At 40.4% G+C, this 17,200-nt stretch carries 15 protein-coding genes; 2 read left to right on the forward strand and 13 right to left on the reverse strand.

Features of this window, described 5'->3' with window-relative positions; genetic code table 11:
- Positions 1-20: 20 nt before the first annotated feature.
- The 5 genes from EXE30_RS07010 to EXE30_RS07030 form a co-directional block, all read right to left on the reverse strand.
- A complete protein-coding gene (locus tag EXE30_RS07010; RefSeq protein ID WP_130161786.1) occupies positions 21-1,064 on the reverse strand; it encodes an NAD(P)H-dependent flavin oxidoreductase in 1,044 nt (347 codons plus the stop codon).
- Between the two features lie 269 nt (positions 1,065-1,333).
- On the reverse strand, positions 1,334-2,338 hold the full coding sequence (gene cydB / locus EXE30_RS07015) for a cytochrome d ubiquinol oxidase subunit II (RefSeq protein WP_130161787.1): 1,005 nt from the start codon (positions 2,336-2,338) through the stop codon (positions 1,334-1,336).
- A gap of 1 nt (position 2,339) precedes the next feature.
- Positions 2,340-3,773 (reverse strand): cytochrome ubiquinol oxidase subunit I, encoded by a 1,434-nt coding sequence (locus tag EXE30_RS07020; protein ID WP_005197855.1) that lies wholly within the window; start codon positions 3,771-3,773, stop codon positions 2,340-2,342.
- A gap of 153 nt (positions 3,774-3,926) precedes the next feature.
- The gene (locus tag EXE30_RS07025) at positions 3,927-4,373 is read right to left on the reverse strand and encodes a DUF2946 family protein (RefSeq protein WP_171457337.1); all 447 of its coding nucleotides are present in this window, start codon (positions 4,371-4,373) and stop codon (positions 3,927-3,929) included.
- 176 nt (positions 4,374-4,549) lie between these two features.
- On the reverse strand, positions 4,550-5,251 hold the full coding sequence (locus EXE30_RS07030; protein WP_130161788.1) for a VIT1/CCC1 transporter family protein: 702 nt from the start codon (positions 5,249-5,251) through the stop codon (positions 4,550-4,552).
- Positions 5,252-5,491: 240 nt separating this feature from the next.
- Between EXE30_RS07030 and EXE30_RS07035 the strand changes: the two genes are divergently transcribed.
- Together EXE30_RS07035 and wecB are read left to right on the forward strand one after the other, a co-directional pair.
- Complete coding sequence (locus EXE30_RS07035) at positions 5,492-6,706, forward strand: tetratricopeptide repeat protein (RefSeq protein WP_130161789.1); 1,215 nt, start codon at positions 5,492-5,494, stop codon at positions 6,704-6,706.
- A 2-nt stretch (positions 6,707-6,708) separates the two neighbouring features.
- Complete coding sequence (gene wecB, locus EXE30_RS07040) at positions 6,709-7,836, forward strand: non-hydrolyzing UDP-N-acetylglucosamine 2-epimerase (protein ID WP_130161790.1); 1,128 nt, start codon at positions 6,709-6,711, stop codon at positions 7,834-7,836.
- Between the two features lie 5 nt (positions 7,837-7,841).
- Here the strand turns inward: wecB and EXE30_RS07045 are convergent, their stop codons facing one another.
- From EXE30_RS07045 to EXE30_RS07080, 8 genes are all read right to left on the reverse strand, one after another.
- Complete coding sequence (locus EXE30_RS07045; protein ID WP_130161791.1) at positions 7,842-8,660, reverse strand: alpha-amylase family protein; 819 nt, start codon at positions 8,658-8,660, stop codon at positions 7,842-7,844.
- Between the two features lie 55 nt (positions 8,661-8,715).
- Positions 8,716-10,563, reverse strand: coding sequence for a hypothetical protein (locus EXE30_RS07050; protein ID WP_130161792.1), 1,848 nt, complete (start codon positions 10,561-10,563; stop codon positions 8,716-8,718).
- 1 nt (position 10,564) lies between these two features.
- Positions 10,565-11,815 (reverse strand): glycosyltransferase family 2 protein, encoded by a 1,251-nt coding sequence (locus EXE30_RS07055; RefSeq protein WP_130161793.1) that lies wholly within the window; start codon positions 11,813-11,815, stop codon positions 10,565-10,567.
- Positions 11,802-12,707: a hypothetical protein gene (locus EXE30_RS07060; protein ID WP_130161794.1), complete on the reverse strand. Its 906-nt coding sequence runs from the start codon at positions 12,705-12,707 to the stop codon at positions 11,802-11,804. The genes EXE30_RS07055 and EXE30_RS07060 overlap by 14 nt, the downstream gene beginning before the upstream one ends.
- Positions 12,707-13,459 carry a hypothetical protein gene (locus EXE30_RS07065; protein WP_130161795.1) on the reverse strand — a complete coding sequence of 251 codons (753 nt, stop codon included), beginning with the start codon at positions 13,457-13,459 and terminating at the stop codon, positions 12,707-12,709. Before EXE30_RS07065 ends, EXE30_RS07060 begins: the two co-directional genes overlap by 1 nt.
- A 204-nt stretch (positions 13,460-13,663) precedes the next feature.
- Positions 13,664-15,109 carry a cryptochrome/photolyase family protein gene (locus EXE30_RS07070; protein ID WP_130161796.1) on the reverse strand — a complete coding sequence of 482 codons (1,446 nt, stop codon included), beginning with the start codon at positions 15,107-15,109 and terminating at the stop codon, positions 13,664-13,666.
- Between the two features lie 120 nt (positions 15,110-15,229).
- Positions 15,230-15,712 carry an FKBP-type peptidyl-prolyl cis-trans isomerase gene (locus EXE30_RS07075; RefSeq protein ID WP_005197827.1) on the reverse strand — a complete coding sequence of 161 codons (483 nt, stop codon included), beginning with the start codon at positions 15,710-15,712 and terminating at the stop codon, positions 15,230-15,232.
- A 121-nt stretch (positions 15,713-15,833) separates the two neighbouring features.
- The gene (locus EXE30_RS07080) at positions 15,834-17,120 is read right to left on the reverse strand and encodes an NAD(P)/FAD-dependent oxidoreductase (protein WP_130161797.1); all 1,287 of its coding nucleotides are present in this window, start codon (positions 17,118-17,120) and stop codon (positions 15,834-15,836) included.
- Positions 17,121-17,200 lie beyond the last annotated feature (80 nt).

Below are 17,200 nucleotides of genomic sequence, written 5' to 3' on the forward strand. Positions count from 1 at the left end.
TCGATTTTTTTATTAATTTTTTACCGTGTTGTGATTTCTACAATCAGTTGATTGACTAAATCGGCAGCTTCTAATTCTCGAATTTGAGCCACATTGCTTCCCGCCCAAAATGAACCATAGCTAAAATCATCGTGTTGGTTAGCAATCCCCATCAGTTGTTTGGCTAAATCATAGCTATATGGGTATGCCGGTACAGTGGGACGATGCGGGCTATCAATTTGGGTATGCCATGTTCCGAGCAAACCACGCGCAGGTCGTCCTGATAAACTAGCGCTGATTTGGGTGATTTTTTGACTAAATAATGCTTTGCGATAAGCTGCGTTGGCACTGGAACTTTTACATTGCACAAATGCGGTACCGAGTTGTACAGCCGAGGCACCCAGTTTAAACATGGTTTTTGCTTGATCTCCATTCATGATGCCACCTGCTGCGACCACAGGGCAGGTACAATGTTGGGTGAGCAGTTGAACAAGATCACTGGTTTTAATTGCAGCATCAACATGTTGATTGAAAATACCGCGATGTCCACCTGCCTCAATACCTTGCGCAATAATGATATCAATGCCAGCAGCCTCAATTTGTTGTGCCTCAATCAGGTTGGTTGCTGAAACCATAGTGATAATTCCAGCCTGTTTGAGTGCTTGAATTTGATGTGGATGAGGAATTCCGAAATGAAAACTGACTGCTTTGGGTTTGGTTTCTAAAACGACATTGAGGAAATCATCATTTTCTAAAAAACTCGGATAGATGCAATTCAATTGTGTGGGAGACGTTGCATCAAATTTAGCAAATTCAGGCTGTAAATATTCAATCCATTGCTTCGCAATTTCAGCATTGAGTGGTTCTGGCTGATGGCAAAAAAAGTTGACTTGAAATGGGAGGTCCGTCAGTTCTTGCGTTTTTAAAATTTGCGCTTTGGCTGATTCAGGGGTATTTGCACCGAGGCCTAAAGAACCGAGAGCACCCTGATTGGAAACTTCTGCCGCGAGTGTTGGTGTAGAAACACCGGCCATAGGAGCCAGAAAAATAGGATGTTTTATTTCAAATAATTCTAAAATTGACATGTCATTTTCCTAATTGCTTTTAAATCAACATAGCTTAGATTTAAAAAAAATAGCAAATAATAATGGTTATTTAGTTGAGGAATGCAAAGCTTATAGGAAAATAAACAGGTGTTTGACCAATCATCGGTCAAACACCCAGAAAAGAGATTATTGGTAAGCAAGCATCAATAAGCCTTTAAAGAGTCCAGCGATGATCGCTAACCCTAAAAAGCCAACCAGCCACAAGCCAATGAACCATTTGATTTGTGATTTTTTCATTTGACTTCACCTCAATGATAGCCGTCGTCACCAATACGAACTTTGTCTCTAAAAATCCAGTAACCCCAAAAGGTGTAGACCAAGATGATTGGAATCATAATGCCTGCACCAACTAACGAAAATAGCTGACTATTTCTTGGGGCAGCAGCTTCCCATATCGTGACCGACGGCGGGATGATGTATGGCCAAAGACTGATGACAAAACCTGAGTAAGCAAGAAACATCAGCATGAGGGTATAAATGAAAGGTTTATATTCACTTCGTTTTACACAGGCACGCCATGCTAGGAACGTAAAGGCGATTACTAAAATTGGAACAGGACTAAAATAAATTAATTGCGGTAAAGCAAACCATTTCTCAGCGATTGCTGGCTGACTATAAGGCGTGTACAAGCTGACGGCAACGAAAATAGCCAATAGGGTGAAGATCAGTTTTGGCATCAGGTTGTACATTTTGTTTTGCAATTCCTGATCTGTTTTCAGGATGAGCCAGCCACAACCTAAAGCTGCATACATCACTACCACACCGAAACCCGTAAACAGTGCAAAAGGAGTCAGCCAGTCTAAACCGCCACCGACGTATATACCATTCTCTGTTTTTAAGCCCTGAATATAAGCACCTAAAATCACGCCTTGGAAGAAACTCGCCAGCGTTGAACCCCAGATAAAGGCCATATCCCAAAGTGCTTTAGAACGATTCGCTTTGAAACGAAACTCAAATGCAACACCTCTAAAGATTAAGGCAATCACCATTAAGGTAATTGGCATATATAGTGCGGATAAAACCGTGGCGTAAACGATTGGAAACGCAGCGAACAAACCTGCACCGCCTAACACCATCCATGTTTCATTGCCATCCCAAACAGGTGCAACGGTATTCATCATCACGTCTCGTTCTTGTTTTCCTTTTATAAAAGGGAACAAAATGCCGATACCGAGATCAAAACCATCGAGCACCACATAGATCAATACACCAAAGGCAATGATCATTGCCCAAATGAGAGAAATATCCAACATGTTATTCTCCTTTGCCTTGATCTTTGTTTTCAAGACTGTCATCAACAGCGCTTAAAGGACGCATTGGAGTTTTGAAATGTCCAACGCCTCCAGTCTCTGGTATTGGTGTATCGATAAACTGAGGACCTTTGTGCATTAGCTTGAGGATGTAGTAAATACCTGTACCAAAGACGATGGTATAGACCACTACAAAGATAATCAGCGTGAGTCCAACTTGTTCAGCAGAAACACTGGATAAGGCATCTTTAGTCCGTAAAACACCATAAACCACCCATGGTTGACGCCCTAATTCAGTGGTAAACCAGCCTGCCAATAAAGCGATGTAGCCCGTTGGTCCCATGATTAGAGCGAATTTATGAAACCATTTTTTCTCATAAATTTGATCTTTTCTACGTAGGATTAACCCGACAAGCGCCAATAAAACCATCAGTGTGCCGAGACCCACCATGATACGGAAACTCCAAAACACCAAGGTTGAGTTTGGTCGATCTTCAGGTGCAAACTCTTTTAAACCTTTGACTTCGCCATCGAGACTATGTGTAAGAATCAAGCTGCCCAAATAGGGGATACCCACTGCATATTTGGTGGTCTCTGCTTGCATATCAGGGATACCAAAAAGATAAAGCGGCATAGGTTCATTGACATTGGTTTCCCAGTGTCCTTCCATCGCAGCGAGTTTTGCAGGTTGATATTTCAAAGTATTTAAACCGTGATGATCACCAATCACCACTTGTGCTGGTGCAGCAAATAAGATCATCCACATCGCCATTGAAAACGATTTTTTGACCAATGCATCACGGCGACCGCGAAGTAAGTGCCAAGCAGCCGTAGCAGCCACAACTAATGCAGAAACAAGAAATGCAGCCACTGCCATGTGCGCAAAACGGTATGGGAATGATGGATTAAAGACAATCGCAAACCAATCTGTTGGAACGATGATGCCATTTTCAATCGCAAAGCCTTGCGGTGTTTGCATCCAGCTATTGGAGGATAATATCCAGAACATTGAGATACATGTACCGATGGCTACCATCAGCGTCGCAAAGAAATGCGCTTTTTCACTGACTCGCCCCCAGCCAAATAACATGATGCCGAGGAATCCAGCTTCGAGGAAAAAAGCCGAAAGCACTTCATAGGTCAGTAATGGCCCTGTGATACTTCCTGAAATACGGGAGAACTCACTCCAGTTGGTGCCGAACTGATAGCTCATCACCACACCTGAAACCACGCCCATACCAAAAGTGACGGCGAAGATTTTAAGCCAGTACTTATATAAATCTTTGTAAATTGGATCGTGGCTTTTTAACCATTTCCATTCTAAAACCGCCAGGAAACAAGCCAGTCCAATAGAGGTAGCAGGAAAAATAATATGAAATGAAACAGTAAAAGCGAACTGGATACGGGCCAGTTCTAATGCAGTTAAACCTAAGTCCATAGCGAATTCTCCAGTACAGAGGGAGTCTGTTGAATATCATCTAAACACTGTATTTTTTTAGCGATGTATATCGCTGGCTCTTGCTGAACGATAGCAAAAGAAACTCGATAAAGCATATATAACTCACTTTCTCAATAAATAATTTTAGACAAACTAAATCACTGAAAAAGCAAGTGGTGGAGCACGACCTTGGGGCGTAAGAAATAGTCGTTGTAAAGAAAAGAAGAAGCTGATGAACACTTGTTGTAGATGCAAATAACGCACCTGTAAGCGAACCAAAACTTCTTTAACACCTAACGTTGGAGGAACAACCAATTGTCCGTAGAAAAAACAGAATGGACATTGATGGTTAAAATCATGTTGATGTCCATGATTGGTTGAATTTGAAACGACCTGATCTGAGGCAATACTATGATGATGTTCAGCATGTGAGTGATGTGCATGCAGATCTTGCTGAGGTCTAAATTGGGATGACAAATGCAACACAGTCTCACATGCAGGAGAAATTTGATATTTCTCTGGCAATAGTGGCTGTAGAAAAACAGCAATCTGTAATGCAATTGTTGCAAATGCAAACAATATCCCAAATCGATGTATCAAAACACTTCTCTACATTGGTCAGTTCAGAACTGCGAGAATCTAATTTAGTGGAATGTTCACACTAATTGTAGATCATTCAGTTATCTCTGATCATACAACCAAACGATAAAAAAAGCTTTATTCCGCCGTAAATTAATTCTTATACATTCACTCGGATTTCGAAAAAGCAAGCATCTCTAAAGGGTCTGCACATTGAATAGAGAACCGACCCAACTAGAAAATAACATAGCGAGAATTCCCCACAGTGTAATGCGTAGGCTACTCTTGAGTATTGAGGTGTTGGCTATATATCCTGACATTGCACCCAATAACGCGAGAGATAAAATTCCAGTGAACATCACCGTCTGCGAAATATAGGTTTCAGCACTAAGCAATATCGCGAACATTGGAAGTGCTGCACCACAAGAAAAAGCGGCAGCAGAGGAGAGCGCTGCTTGAATCGGATTGGCTGCTGTATTTTCATGAATGCCGATTTCATCTCTAGCGTGCGCGCCCAGAGCATCATGCGCGGTCAATTGTGTTGCAACTTCTAGAGCCAATGCTGGTGCTAATCCTCGTGTGATATAAATCTGTGTTAACTCATTTAATTCGGCTTCAGGATTCCTTTTTAATTCCTTAGCTTCAAATTTTAAGTCAGCTTTTTCAATATCTTCTTGTGATTTTACTGACACATATTCACCTGCCGCCATTGAGGTTGCACCAGCAATCAGTCCAGCGATACAGGTGACTAACAGCGTCTGAGCGTGCGCGCCACTGGCTGCCATGCCCATGACCAAACTGGTGACAGATATAATCCCATCATTTGCGCCAAGCACTGCGGCACGAAGCCAGCCAGAACGTTGTATCGCATGAGGTTCAGCATGGTGTGAAAAAGTCATAATTTTCTCTATTTAATCTTCATTTAATTTTGTGTATAAAACAAAGCATCAGTTAATTTTTGAGTTATATAGATTGATTTTTATCAATGATTCATCAACTTAACTTGCTTATAAAATAACTTATTTTAACCATTTCATAATGATGATTTAGTTATAATATGTGAATAACATAATATTATAACTTGAGTTAAGTCTGTCTTTCCTAACATTTTAAATCGGTATTCTGAGTTGAGATCTGCGATGAAAAAATCAAAAAATAAGCTGCTGAGTCATACCTTGTTTATGTTGGGTCTTTTATTCCCAATACAGCAGGTGATGAGTGCCGAGTCTGATTTTGTCAAAGAGGGAGATGCAGCCTATAAGCCGGGCAATCCAATCTATGATCGTTGGGACAGTTTTTATAAAATTGAACAAAGTCAGCCTGAGCAGGCAGAAAAAATCTTACTGGAGCTTGCACAACTGACGCCACAAGATGTCAAAGTTTGGAAAAGTCTGACTTATTTACAAATTCGACTGAATAAGCAACCTGAAGCCTTACAAAGTGTTCGTCAGGCGTCACAGCTTGCGCCTCAGGACGATCAGCTTAAATTACAAGAAGCATATTTGTTAAATCAACAAAAGAGAGATAAAGAAGCTTTACCAATATTCAAAATGTTGACCCAGTCAAATGATGTAGAAATCGCGACCAAAGCACAACAAGCGGTGCAAAACTTAAGTGGTGGGGTAGTCAAACCTGTATTCAAAGATATTTATTTTGCACCTTCCTATGAGTCCCGTTATGACGACTTCATTTTTCCTCTAAAAATGCGTTATGGGCGTAACTTGGATAATGGTCGTGCACAAGTCTATGGTTTTGTGAATCTTAACCGTGACACAAAATCTAAAGGTGGTGTCCGTCCAGAAATCATTGATGAAAATGCAGCGACTGTTGGTATCGGTGCCAATTATCAGCCTTGGCTATCAGTACCTATTCGAGCTTATTTAGAAGTTGGTGGTAGTTATGATTTGATTGACCGCAATCGGGATAGGTTTCGTGAAAGTGTGGTGGGTGGTTTAACGGGTTATCAGGAATGGTATTTCGATCAAAGCCTAGCGCAACGCAGTATTTGGAATGATTATTTTACCGATCTGTATGGCAATGTCGCAAGTTACTCGCGTGAGGATTATAACGTGATCGCAGATTTGAGATTGCGTTCTGGTTTTAATGTTTATCGTGGTGATACTGGTACAGTACAAGCTTATGCCAAACTGCATGCATTAGCTGATTCTGAGGGTGAAAATTATAATAATTTATTTGAGTATGGTGCAGGTGTGGCTTGGCAGCCTTTCAATTATGTGCCAGTAAAATTACGAGTTGAACGGCTATATGGGCATTATCTCAAAGATGCCTTAGCCAATGGTCAAGATCGTTATAACAACACCCGTACCGAGCTTGTATTTTATAAGGATTTCTAATCATGAAAAAATTGATTTCAATTGTATTTGGTACTCGTCCTGAGTTGATCAAGCTTGCACCAGTCATCTTGCTGGCTCAACAAGATGAGCGTTTTCAAGTCGAAGTGATTTTTACAGGACAGCATGATGAATTGGTACGTGATGCGATTGAGTTCTTTCAAATCAGAATAGATCACCGATTAAAAATGATGAACGCAGGTCAAAGTCTAAACCAATTGTTGATTCAAGGTTTGAGTCAATTAGAAGGGATTTTTAATGATGGGCAACATCGTGATGCAATTGTGATTCAAGGCGATACCACTACAGTTTTATCGGCTGGATTGGTCGCATTTTCTATGAAAATACCTGTGGCACATGTGGAAGCTGGGTTACGTTCTTATGATTTGGATCATCCATTTCCTGAGGAAGGAAATCGCCAATTGGTCTCTAGAATCAGCAAATGGCATTTCGCGCCAACAGAACAGTCCAAACAGAATTTATTACAGGAACATATTTCAGCAGAGAGCATTACCGTAACAGGCAATACTGTTGTTGATGCAGTTTATCTAGGGCGCGCGCTGATTCATCAACAAGTCACGCAACACGATCATTTACAGCAGCATGGTTTGGTCTTTCCAGAAAATGCGAGGATTGTATTGATCACTGCACATCGCCGTGAAAATTTTGGCGAGGGCATTGAAAATATTTGTCATGCGGTTGAATATTTAGCGCAACATTACCCTGATGTTCATTTTGTTTGGCCAGTGCATTTAAATCCAGCCGTACATGATGTAGTCCATGGTAAATTTTCTCACCATGCACAGGTTCATCTCGTCAAACCATTGGATTATCCAAGTCTACTTGCGGTGATTGATCGTGCCGCGTTTATTTTGACAGATTCAGGTGGTTTACAAGAAGAAAGCCCGTCGTTTAATAAACCAGTACTTATTTTGCGAGAAACTACCGAGCGTCCTGAAGTGGTTCAAGTGGGGGCAGGCATTTTAGTCGGCACTGATCAAGCGAAAATCATCGCGGAAGCTGAAAGGTTGCTTTCAGATCAAGCACATTATGCAAGTATGGCGAATGTGCCGAATCCGTTTGGTGATGGAAAAGCATCGCAGCGAATTTTGGATCAAATCGCTCAAGATTAATGTGATTAATTCACTCTTGTATTTGAAGCATATTTGAGTTTATACCACAACGCTACGACATAGACACTCATGCGGTTCATATAATGTGGGCCGTCAAAAATATACACTTTTTGTCCTTCGTAGGCTTTCAGCTGCTCAATGATTTCCCACGGGTAGGCTGAACGAAACTTACCATTCTTAGTGGCTCGAAAAGCTTCTAACACAACAATAATATTTTCAGACCCAAACTCTTGTTGTAAGTCATCTAAGATTAATCTGGCTTGTTGAGGGGAGCGCGTACCGACGCCAACACCGTCTTGGAAGAAAACCTGAGTCTGCTTCGGTAGCCAACTTTTCAACCATACATCTAAGTGTTCAGGCATGGGTTCAGCGCTATAGATACTGACCCAAAGTGGTTTTGGGAGAGTACTCAAGGCTTGCCCTAAAATTCCCACACCGAGCCAAGTTGGGTCAGCTTCGACTGGAAAGTAATATCCTTTTAATGGGACGGATTGGGTTTTATCAATAATTTGTTGAGAGTTTTCTGCAAGTTGAACAACTTGAGAACGCGCTAGTTTTTCGTCATATTCTCCAGCTAAGCCCAATATAATGTTTTCTGCCCATGGGTTTTGATTGAGCTGTTTAAGGTTGATGTTTTTATCCCATTTGGTGAACCCAATATCATGATCAAACCAAGATTTGTTTTGCACAACAGACCATTGGGGGACAAAGGTTGAAACTCCTAATAAATCCCAGTTTCCTTTGGGTGGGGTTGTTTTTAAATCAGGTTGCCAAAACACACCTTCGATTTGTGGAGGCTGCATTTCTGATTGAAAAAAATGCATGCAACCTCCCAAAAATATGAGGACTGATACAGCTAAAGCAATGATACGTTTTAAATTATTCGGCCTTATTGTTCGCATTTGGTTTTTTTCGCCAGTACCAGAGCAAGATGATGAGAATCATAATAGCAGAGATAATAGAAACCAAAATAAAGAAAGAGGATTGTTGAACGAGAGGTACTTTCTGATTGCCTACAATAATTTTCTGTAAGGTAAACACTTGACCATTTTCAGTCACCAAGATTTTACTGGCATTGTTTGGAATATCTCGCTGAATTTTTTCCCAATGTTGAGTGAAATTCTGAGCGCCATTAATTGAATCAGTCAGGATATCAAAGCGCTGCTCATTGACAGTCACTAAGAACCCATGCGTTGCAGCAGGTGGATAAACCGTATCTTTATGCATAAGGACTTGTTGACGATAGATATTCGGATTGACGTGAACATTTATCAGTTCAGGTTTTGCTGGATCGAATTTAACAAAATTTAATGGAACTGGATCATTGGTCATCAGCATTTTTTTGGCTGCTTGGCTCACGATCAGTGCGATTTCCAAACTTCCTGGTCGACCATCAATTGCTATTGTAGGATGCGTTGCGAAAGTCATGGGCAGTGATGCAACCCCATTCTTCAATTTATGCGGTAATTTAACTGTCGATTTTTTTGTATCAATCCATAAAGATCCTTTTGCGGTCGGTAAACATTGCGAGTTTACAATCACAGAGTTTTCCAATTTCATGCTAAAGGTTGTGTCATTTGAGATCGTTTTTGCGAAATAGTTAAATTGTCGATTGACAGGATCTGAATCTAAGCCCGCTGTTTTAAGGCTTCCAGCCAGTCCACCATCAATCCATGTCGTAATATTTGATCCTTCCAACAAACCACTTTGGACTCGAAGCGCAATCTGGCCTTGCAAAATATCAGTGGGTTGCCACACAGCCGGGAACGTGAGGAAAAGATTTTTTTCAGCTTGATTTAAACGGAAATCACTAATGCCTAGATCTGCAAGGGTATTGATTTGTTTGATTTTCGCCCAAGCGGGTGCAGCAAGTTTATCGGGTAGGAAGGTTGCTGAGGTATTCAGTTGTTGTAAATAGTTAGGATTTAATAACCCATTAATCGCGGAGACCAACTTTTGAGGTTGATCATATTGGATATGTAAGATGGGAATATCATTCTGAGCACTCAGTTGTACTAAGGTCCCATTTGGCAAGGGGGTTGCTGATTTAGAAATCTCAATCAAGAAATCTGCATTTTCACCATCGGGTGGGTTTTGTTCATACCATTTGACTGGTGTAACAGAGCCCCATGCACTCATTAAACGCCCGAGCATTGAAGCTTCGTTTAGGTTAGCTGGGTTGTATTTAAGTACGCCAATAAAAGGCGTAGGACGTACCACTTGTGGGTTAAACAATGCATCGGGTAATTCTTTTAAATGATAAAGCGGGCGATGTCGGGTGTAAGCAATTTTCGAGTTGCTCAAATAGGTGACTTGGTCAACATCCTCACTACAAAAGGTGGTTCGATCTGCGGCTGGTGATGTACGAGGAGAGTATTGTTGTAAAATAAAATCTAAACGATGAAATCCACTTTGGGCGGCGGGAATATCAAAGCTGATTTCGCCAGATCCGTTTAGCATGGTGTTATAAATCAGCTTGTCGTCATATTTCACCAACAAAGTCGTGAAATGTTCCGTGGAATAGTCACTGCTAAAACGAATACTTTGCCATTCAGATCCCTTACCAACATAAAAGAAATGTGGCTCAATGGTGTATTTGTTTGAGGTATTGATATTGTCAAATGTCCACGTATTCCATGTGTCTGCAAAAGCAAATATAGGCAAAGAGAGGGTCGCACTTGCTAATAATGTTTTGAAAATGGGATGGTTTAATCGATTTTTTTTCATTTTATTTTCTCTCCTTACTACGTTCAGTTTTGTACCACTGTAGTGAATTTCCTTGTATCTTATTTTTCAGCATGTCATAAGCCGCTTTAAATACGATAAATAAAAATATTTGTGAATAGGTGACATAGGATAAAACTGAGAAGAAATATAGTTGAGGTTTCGCTCGTTCTAAAGATAAGGTGAACCACATTTGTGCCACATACAAACAAAAAGATAATCCCCATAACACGGTAAAGGGTCCAGGTAAAGTAATACCAGCAATACCAAGTAAGCCCAATGTAAGCGTAATATGGCTCCAAATCAGCGCGGGAACAAATAACACATAGCACATAATGTTGTTAAAAATTTCGATGCCAATCGGAAAAGGCTTTCTTAACGCGATCGGTAAATATTTACTGGTGACATAGAAGTTACCTTGAGTCCAGCGCGATCGTTGTTTGATGAAAACACTTAAGGAAGGCGGATCTTGTTGCCAACCCACAGCATAAGGCACCCATTTAATTCGTCTTTGACCGAGAAAGATTCGGAAACTCATCTCGGTATCATCAACCAGTGATTTTTCATCAAAGCCACCCAGTGTTTCTAAGGCATCACGCCAAATCACATAATTGGTTCCCATAAGCGTTGAAAGTTCAAATCGTTGCCAACGACCACCTTGGAAGATCCATTGAAAGAAAATAAATTCGATCGCGATAAAGCGAGTCAAAATACTATCTCGCCAGTTACGAGTACGCACTTTACCATTCACTGCAACCAGTTTTTTATCAGCAAGTAGGGTTTGTGCGAGTAGGCGCACACAGTCCGGTTCAGGCGTACTATCCGCATCATAAACAATGATAAGTTCACCTTTGGCATGAGGTAAACCATTATTGAGTGTACGTGATTTTCCTTTACCACCCATGCCTTTCGGCACATTGACAATTTTAATGCACGGATAAATCGCAGCCATACGTTCAGCAATTTCTAGCGTATCATCCTTGGAACCATCATTAATTAATAAAACTTCGTAGGCGTGAGCTGGATAGTCCTGCTGTGCAATGGCATGTAAGGTCTCTTCAATGACCACGCCTTCGTTATAAGCTGGAATAAGCACACTCAACATCGGCCATTCTGCAGGAATGGGTAAGTTTTCTAGTTCCTTGGCTGCATTTTTTGAATATTTCCACGCTTGGTAACTCAACCATGCCCAAAATGCCTGTGGAATCCAGATCCCGAGAAAGCCAAATAAGAACAGAATATCAATTGCGGGCATTTATTCTTCTCCTCCGAATGATTGCAATATTCAAGAGAAGCAGCAGGATTCCGCCGAGTAAAAGGGAAATCCAAGAGATCGAACTTCCAAAGCTACTGAGCAAACTTGGAAAGTGAAATGACAATAAATAGTCTAGTGGAATGACAATGGTACTTGTCGCAATCATGAAGTAACCAAAAATGTTGGTTTCGACACCTGCGGGTGTGCTGGTATATTTAATTTTATTAAAGTTCCATGATATGCCTAACTGCGGATATTCAATATTGGTTATAGGCATATCTGCCGGCGGATTAATAAGAATTTGATAGCCTGTGGTTTGGGATGTGTTGGTCGTCGCTTGATAGAAATAATGTTGGTGGTGCTGAACTTTACGTGCAGGAATAGACAAGTTATTGGGATCGTCTGATTGAATAATATAATTACCTGCAGGTTGAGCAATCAGGTTTTCATCCCATCCTGTCTCGATCAGTGCTGCCAAAGGTCTTAGCCCTAGTGCAGTTGAAAATGTTGCTTTTGATGCAAAATATTTTGGATGCTGCATCTGAAAGAGGGCAATCGGAATAGCACCTTCATTGACTGCTTTTTTAATTTTATAATATTCAACAATACTAAAATAATCATCTGGCAGAATGACACCAGGTTTGACGCCTTTATCAATTAATTGTTTGAAACTCTCAGACTGTAATTGATCTGCGGTAAAAACTGGCCACCAAGTTTCTGGGTGAGCAAACAGTTGTTTAACGGCTTCAGGGGATTGAACTTGTGAATTTAATCCAGTTTTTGCAGGTTGGATAGTGCAGTGGTAATACTCTTGATAAAACTGTTGCAAAGTCGTATCTGGAAAATGCTCTGTTGCCACCAGCAAACCACAAATATTAAGAAGTACGGACATCAGGGTACCTCTCTGGCCGGTTTGGATTGAGAGAGATACTCAGTGTGCTGTTCAATTTTAAGTTTTAAAACGGTGAGTTCTTGTAGTTGTTGAATAAAAAGCGGAGGAGAATTATCTATATTGTTTTCTTCATGGATAACAATACTTTTAATTTCGCTAAGTTCTTCATTAATAAAATGATAAATCACACTATCTCGCTCAGTCGATAATATCTCCATGATCTTATTTTGAGTTTCTTTCCAGATGTCCTCACCCAACATTTCTCGAATCAGTATGGTATTGCTAATCTTAATACTAACCACTTCATAGCGATCTTTATGGGTGAGTTGTAATAACTTTTTAAGTTGATCTTGAAAGTGTTTAAGGGCCGTGAGTGGTAAAATATCATGTTGATAATTTCGATCATAACTTTGGATCGCACGATAGCTTGCCAATGCATTTTGGATATTATGACGTATGGCACTAAAAAAAATAGGCGCGGTCGGAGCGACGAATAAAAGCAGCAGTTGACGTTCAATATAGGTTTGATTGGCTAAATCAAGAAAGAAATAGACCGCAATCGAAATGAACATGACCAAGCCCAATATCAGTGCTTTTCCAACACTTAAATATGCGCCCGCAATGACAAGAATGAGAAGGAAGATCCAACTGCCACGATAAGTTGCTGGTAACCACTCGTAAGCGACTATACCCATAAATACTTGAGCTGAGATAATCCACAAGACGAGTGCTGGAGCGGGATTTTTCTGCATAGTAAGTTTAGTTTTATTCAGTATGTTTTGTGATCAAATTAGCATTAATCTTTGATTATTACGATAGTTTTTTGTTATTAATATTATGAAATCGTTGTTATAAACAACAAGATACAATGGATTTTGTATATTGTTTGAACAATTCCAGAAATAAAAATAACGATCTATTTGGTCAGACTAAAGTTTATTGATTTTTCATATAATCTAGTGCAAATAAGCTTTGAATGTTTCGATTGCGCGGACACGACTGCTTTTTAGATCGACGATCGGCACTGGATAATTTAAGCTTTTAACTGAATTTTTAGCATAAGGTTCATGGATGGATTTGTCATCTAAATCAGCAAGCTCAGGCAGCCATTTGCGAATATAATCTCCTTGTGGATCAAATTTTTGCGATTGGCTGACTGGATTGAAGATACGAAAATAGGGCACCGCATCGGTACCTGTGGATGCACACCATTGCCATCCACCATTATTGGCAGCCAAATCTCCATCAATCAGATGTTGCATAAACCATTGTTCACCCTTACGCCAATCAATCAGTAAATTCTTACTTAAGAACATGGCACAAATCATGCGGACTCGATTGTGCATCCAACCTGTGGCGAGTAATTGACGCATACCCGCATCAACGATTGGAATGCCTGTTTGTCCTTGTTTCCATTTTTCAAGTCCAATTGGATCATCACGCCAGCCAATATTTTGGGTGGAGGATTTAAACGGCAAATGTTTCGAAACTTTGGGGAAATCAAACAGAATATGTTGATAAAACTCGCGCCATAACAACTCATCTAGCCATGTTTGTTGACCTTCTGATTGGATAATAAAATCACCTTGTTGTTGGCGAAATAAGGCCTGAATACATTGGCGAATTGAGATGATGCCGATATTCATATACGCCGAGAGTTGACTGGTTCCTGCTTGGGCAGGTAAGTCACGTTCATTTTTATAGTTGATCAATTTTTCATCTATAAATTGATCGAGTAAATGCAGTGCGTATGCTTCACCGATTTTCCAATTTTCTATGCATGGCTGAGGAAGTTTTGCCGCGTAGTGTTGTTGTAATGCTTCAATATCTGTTTCTTGCAGTGACGAAAAATCACAGCTAATTTGGGGTTGAGTCTCAGGCAACGGATAACATTGGGGTAACCCATGTTGTAAACGCTGATAGCAGGTTTTTTTGAATGCACCAAAGACTTGATAAGGTAAATTGGATTGATTACGTATCGAAGCGACAGGGAAAAGCGTGCGGTCATTGAGTAGAATAAGATCTTTTTTATGCCGATTTAACAAGGCTTGAGTGTCATGATCACGTTTTAACTCATTTACGCCGAGTTCAATATTTGCATATACATGTTGAAAATGAAGATGCTGAGATAAATTTTCGAAGAATTTAGGGATATCTTGCCAGTGTGGCACTGTAACTGTGATCAGTGGAATATTTAACGCAGTAAGCGCTTGTTTTAGCTGTTTGAGTTGGCGTAAGTAAAACTCAATTTTAATCGGGGCATCATCATGCAGTTGCCATTGTTCAGGTGACAAGATCACCAGAGCAATCGTAGGTCCTGTTTGTGTAGCATGCCAAAGGGCAGCATGATCATGAATTCTGAGATCTTGGCGAAACCAAATCAGTTGATAATCGCTTTGCATAAAGTAAGAACCACTCAATTTATTAGAAGAGGTAAGGTATTTTTCTTATTTTATAAAAGTGAATGTGAAAAAAAAGCAAAGCCGAGGCTTTGCTTTTTGTAGTGCTAATTCATAAATGAATTAGTGGTGGTGACCACCTGCACCGTGTACGTGACCGTGATCTAATTCTTCTTGAGAAGCATCACGGATTTCTACGATTTCAACTTCAAAAGTAAGGTCTTGACCTGCAAGCGGGAAGTTTGCATCAACAAGAATGTTATCACCTTCAATCGCTTTAACTGTTACGATCTGTACGCCGTCATCAGTTTGAGCTTGGAATTGCATACCCGGTTGGATGTTGTCCACACCTTGGAACATTTGAGCTGGAACTTCTTGCACGAGGTCAGGGTTGTATTCACCGTAACCTTCCGCAGCTGGAACGTTTACTGTGAATTTTTCGCCAACAGTTTTACCTGTAAGTGCATTTTCTAAACCAGGAATGATATTGCCTGCGCCGTGCAAATATGCAAGTGGTTCACCTTGAGATTTATCAAGTGTTTCACCCTCAGCGTTTGTTAAAGTGTAGTGGAATGAAACCACGTGGTTATTTGCAATAGCAGTCATGTTTTTAATCCATGTCATTAATTTAGGTATATATCATAAAGTGAAAAATCGTTTTTGTAGACCATTTTCCACTTTTTGAAACGATTTCGTTATAAATATGCACGAAATTAAAAATTTCAACTCAATATAGTTTAATTTTTGGACGGACACGTCTCGTGAGCAAATCTTTCATGGTGAGCATCCCTGCCTGGGTATAACCATGAATATTGGCTTGGTGTAGTCGATACAAAGAAACATACATGGTTTTGGCAATAAAACCTTGTACACTGACATCACCCAACAATTCTCCAACCGCTTGATTACGGCTTAAAGAAACCAGTGATCCTTTGTCATTAAAGATAAACATTGGTTGAGGCGAGCCTGATAACCGTGCTGCTAATGCATCGACCAAGAATGTTGCTTGTTGGCTTGCCACTTGTGCACGTGGTCCTAAAGGTGGTTGACGCGCATCTAACTGACAATGTGCACAATCACCAAATGCGAACACATTTGGATCAGAATACGTCTGTAAGGTCGCATAGACCATTAAACGGTTAATTTTGTCACGTTTAAAATCAGTAAATGACTCTAGAACTTTAGGTGCTTTCACACCAGCTGCCCATACCGTAATATCCGAATGCAAAACATGCCCATTACTAAAGTAGACATTAGACTGATCTACTTTTTGTACTTTGTGCTCCGTCAGAACCTCGATGCCCATTTTCTTGAGTTGCTTGGCGCTATGCGCTGCTGTTTTCTCATTGAGTGCAGGCAGAATGCGATCAGATGCTTCAATTAATGTGATTTTGACCTGCTTCGGATTAATTTTCTTTAATCCATAGCGATAAAAGTTCTTGGTGGTTTCAATCAGTTCTGCCGCCAACTCAACTCCAGTCGCGCCTGCACCAACGATTCCAATATTCAAAGCGCGGTCATTGGGTTGATTTTGCGCTTCGATATAAAGGTGGAATAAATCTTGTTGAAAAATGTCTGCTTGTTGACGACTGTCTAGGAAATGACAATATTCACGAACACCTTCAGTACCAAAATCATTGGAGACTGAACCTACAGCCAGCACCAAAGTGTCATAACTTAAGCTTTGAATTTGTGGGGTATGTTCTTTGGAAAGCTGAGGGGGAGCGAGGGTAATTTGTTTTTGATCTTTATTGACATCAATTAAAGTACCAAGCACAAATTCAAAGTGATGCTTTTCTGCGTGAGCAAAATAATTGGTTTGTTCTTCGTGAGGGTTGATTGAGCCAGCGGCGATTTCGTGAAGGAGCGGTTTCCAGATATGGGTAAGGTTCTGATCGACTAAAGTAATTTTAGCTTTGTTACGTCGACCAAAACGTTCACCGAGTTGTGTTGCAAGCTCTAAACCACCTGCGCCACCGCCCACAATCACGATATGATGTAAGGTTTTGCTCATGATTAACCTGATTATTTTTGTGAAAGGATGGGGGGATTATGCCATCCTTTTTTTATTTGTGTATGGTTAATCTTGATAAA

The organism is Acinetobacter halotolerans (assembly GCF_004208515.1).
GTDB classification, from domain to species: domain Bacteria; phylum Pseudomonadota; class Gammaproteobacteria; order Pseudomonadales; family Moraxellaceae; genus Acinetobacter; species Acinetobacter halotolerans.

Coding starts and splice junctions, on each gene's coding strand:
- EXE30_RS07010 (WP_130161786.1), bottom strand. CDS start 1,064: ATGTCAATTTTAGAATTATTTGAAATAAAACATCCTATTTTTCTGGCT.
- cydB (WP_130161787.1), bottom strand. CDS start 2,338: ATGTTGGATATTTCTCTCATTTGGGCAATGATCATTGCCTTTGGTGTA.
- EXE30_RS07020 (WP_005197855.1), bottom strand. CDS start 3,773: ATGGACTTAGGTTTAACTGCATTAGAACTGGCCCGTATCCAGTTCGCT.
- EXE30_RS07030 (WP_130161788.1), bottom strand. CDS start 5,251: ATGACTTTTTCACACCATGCTGAACCTCATGCGATACAACGTTCTGGC.
- EXE30_RS07035 (WP_130161789.1), top strand. CDS start 5,492: ATGAAAAAATCAAAAAATAAGCTGCTGAGTCATACCTTGTTTATGTTG.
- wecB (WP_130161790.1), top strand. CDS start 6,709: ATGAAAAAATTGATTTCAATTGTATTTGGTACTCGTCCTGAGTTGATC.
- EXE30_RS07045 (WP_130161791.1), bottom strand. CDS start 8,660: ATGCATTTTTTTCAATCAGAAATGCAGCCTCCACAAATCGAAGGTGTG.
- EXE30_RS07050 (WP_130161792.1), bottom strand. CDS start 10,563: ATGAAAAAAAATCGATTAAACCATCCCATTTTCAAAACATTATTAGCA.
- EXE30_RS07055 (WP_130161793.1), bottom strand. CDS start 11,815: ATGCCCGCAATTGATATTCTGTTCTTATTTGGCTTTCTCGGGATCTGG.
- EXE30_RS07060 (WP_130161794.1), bottom strand. CDS start 12,707: ATGTCCGTACTTCTTAATATTTGTGGTTTGCTGGTGGCAACAGAGCAT.
- EXE30_RS07065 (WP_130161795.1), bottom strand. CDS start 13,459: ATGCAGAAAAATCCCGCTCCAGCACTCGTCTTGTGGATTATCTCAGCT.
- EXE30_RS07070 (WP_130161796.1), bottom strand. CDS start 15,109: ATGCAAAGCGATTATCAACTGATTTGGTTTCGCCAAGATCTCAGAATT.
- EXE30_RS07075 (WP_005197827.1), bottom strand. CDS start 15,712: ATGACTGCTATTGCAAATAACCACGTGGTTTCATTCCACTACACTTTA.
- EXE30_RS07080 (WP_130161797.1), bottom strand. CDS start 17,120: ATGAGCAAAACCTTACATCATATCGTGATTGTGGGCGGTGGCGCAGGT.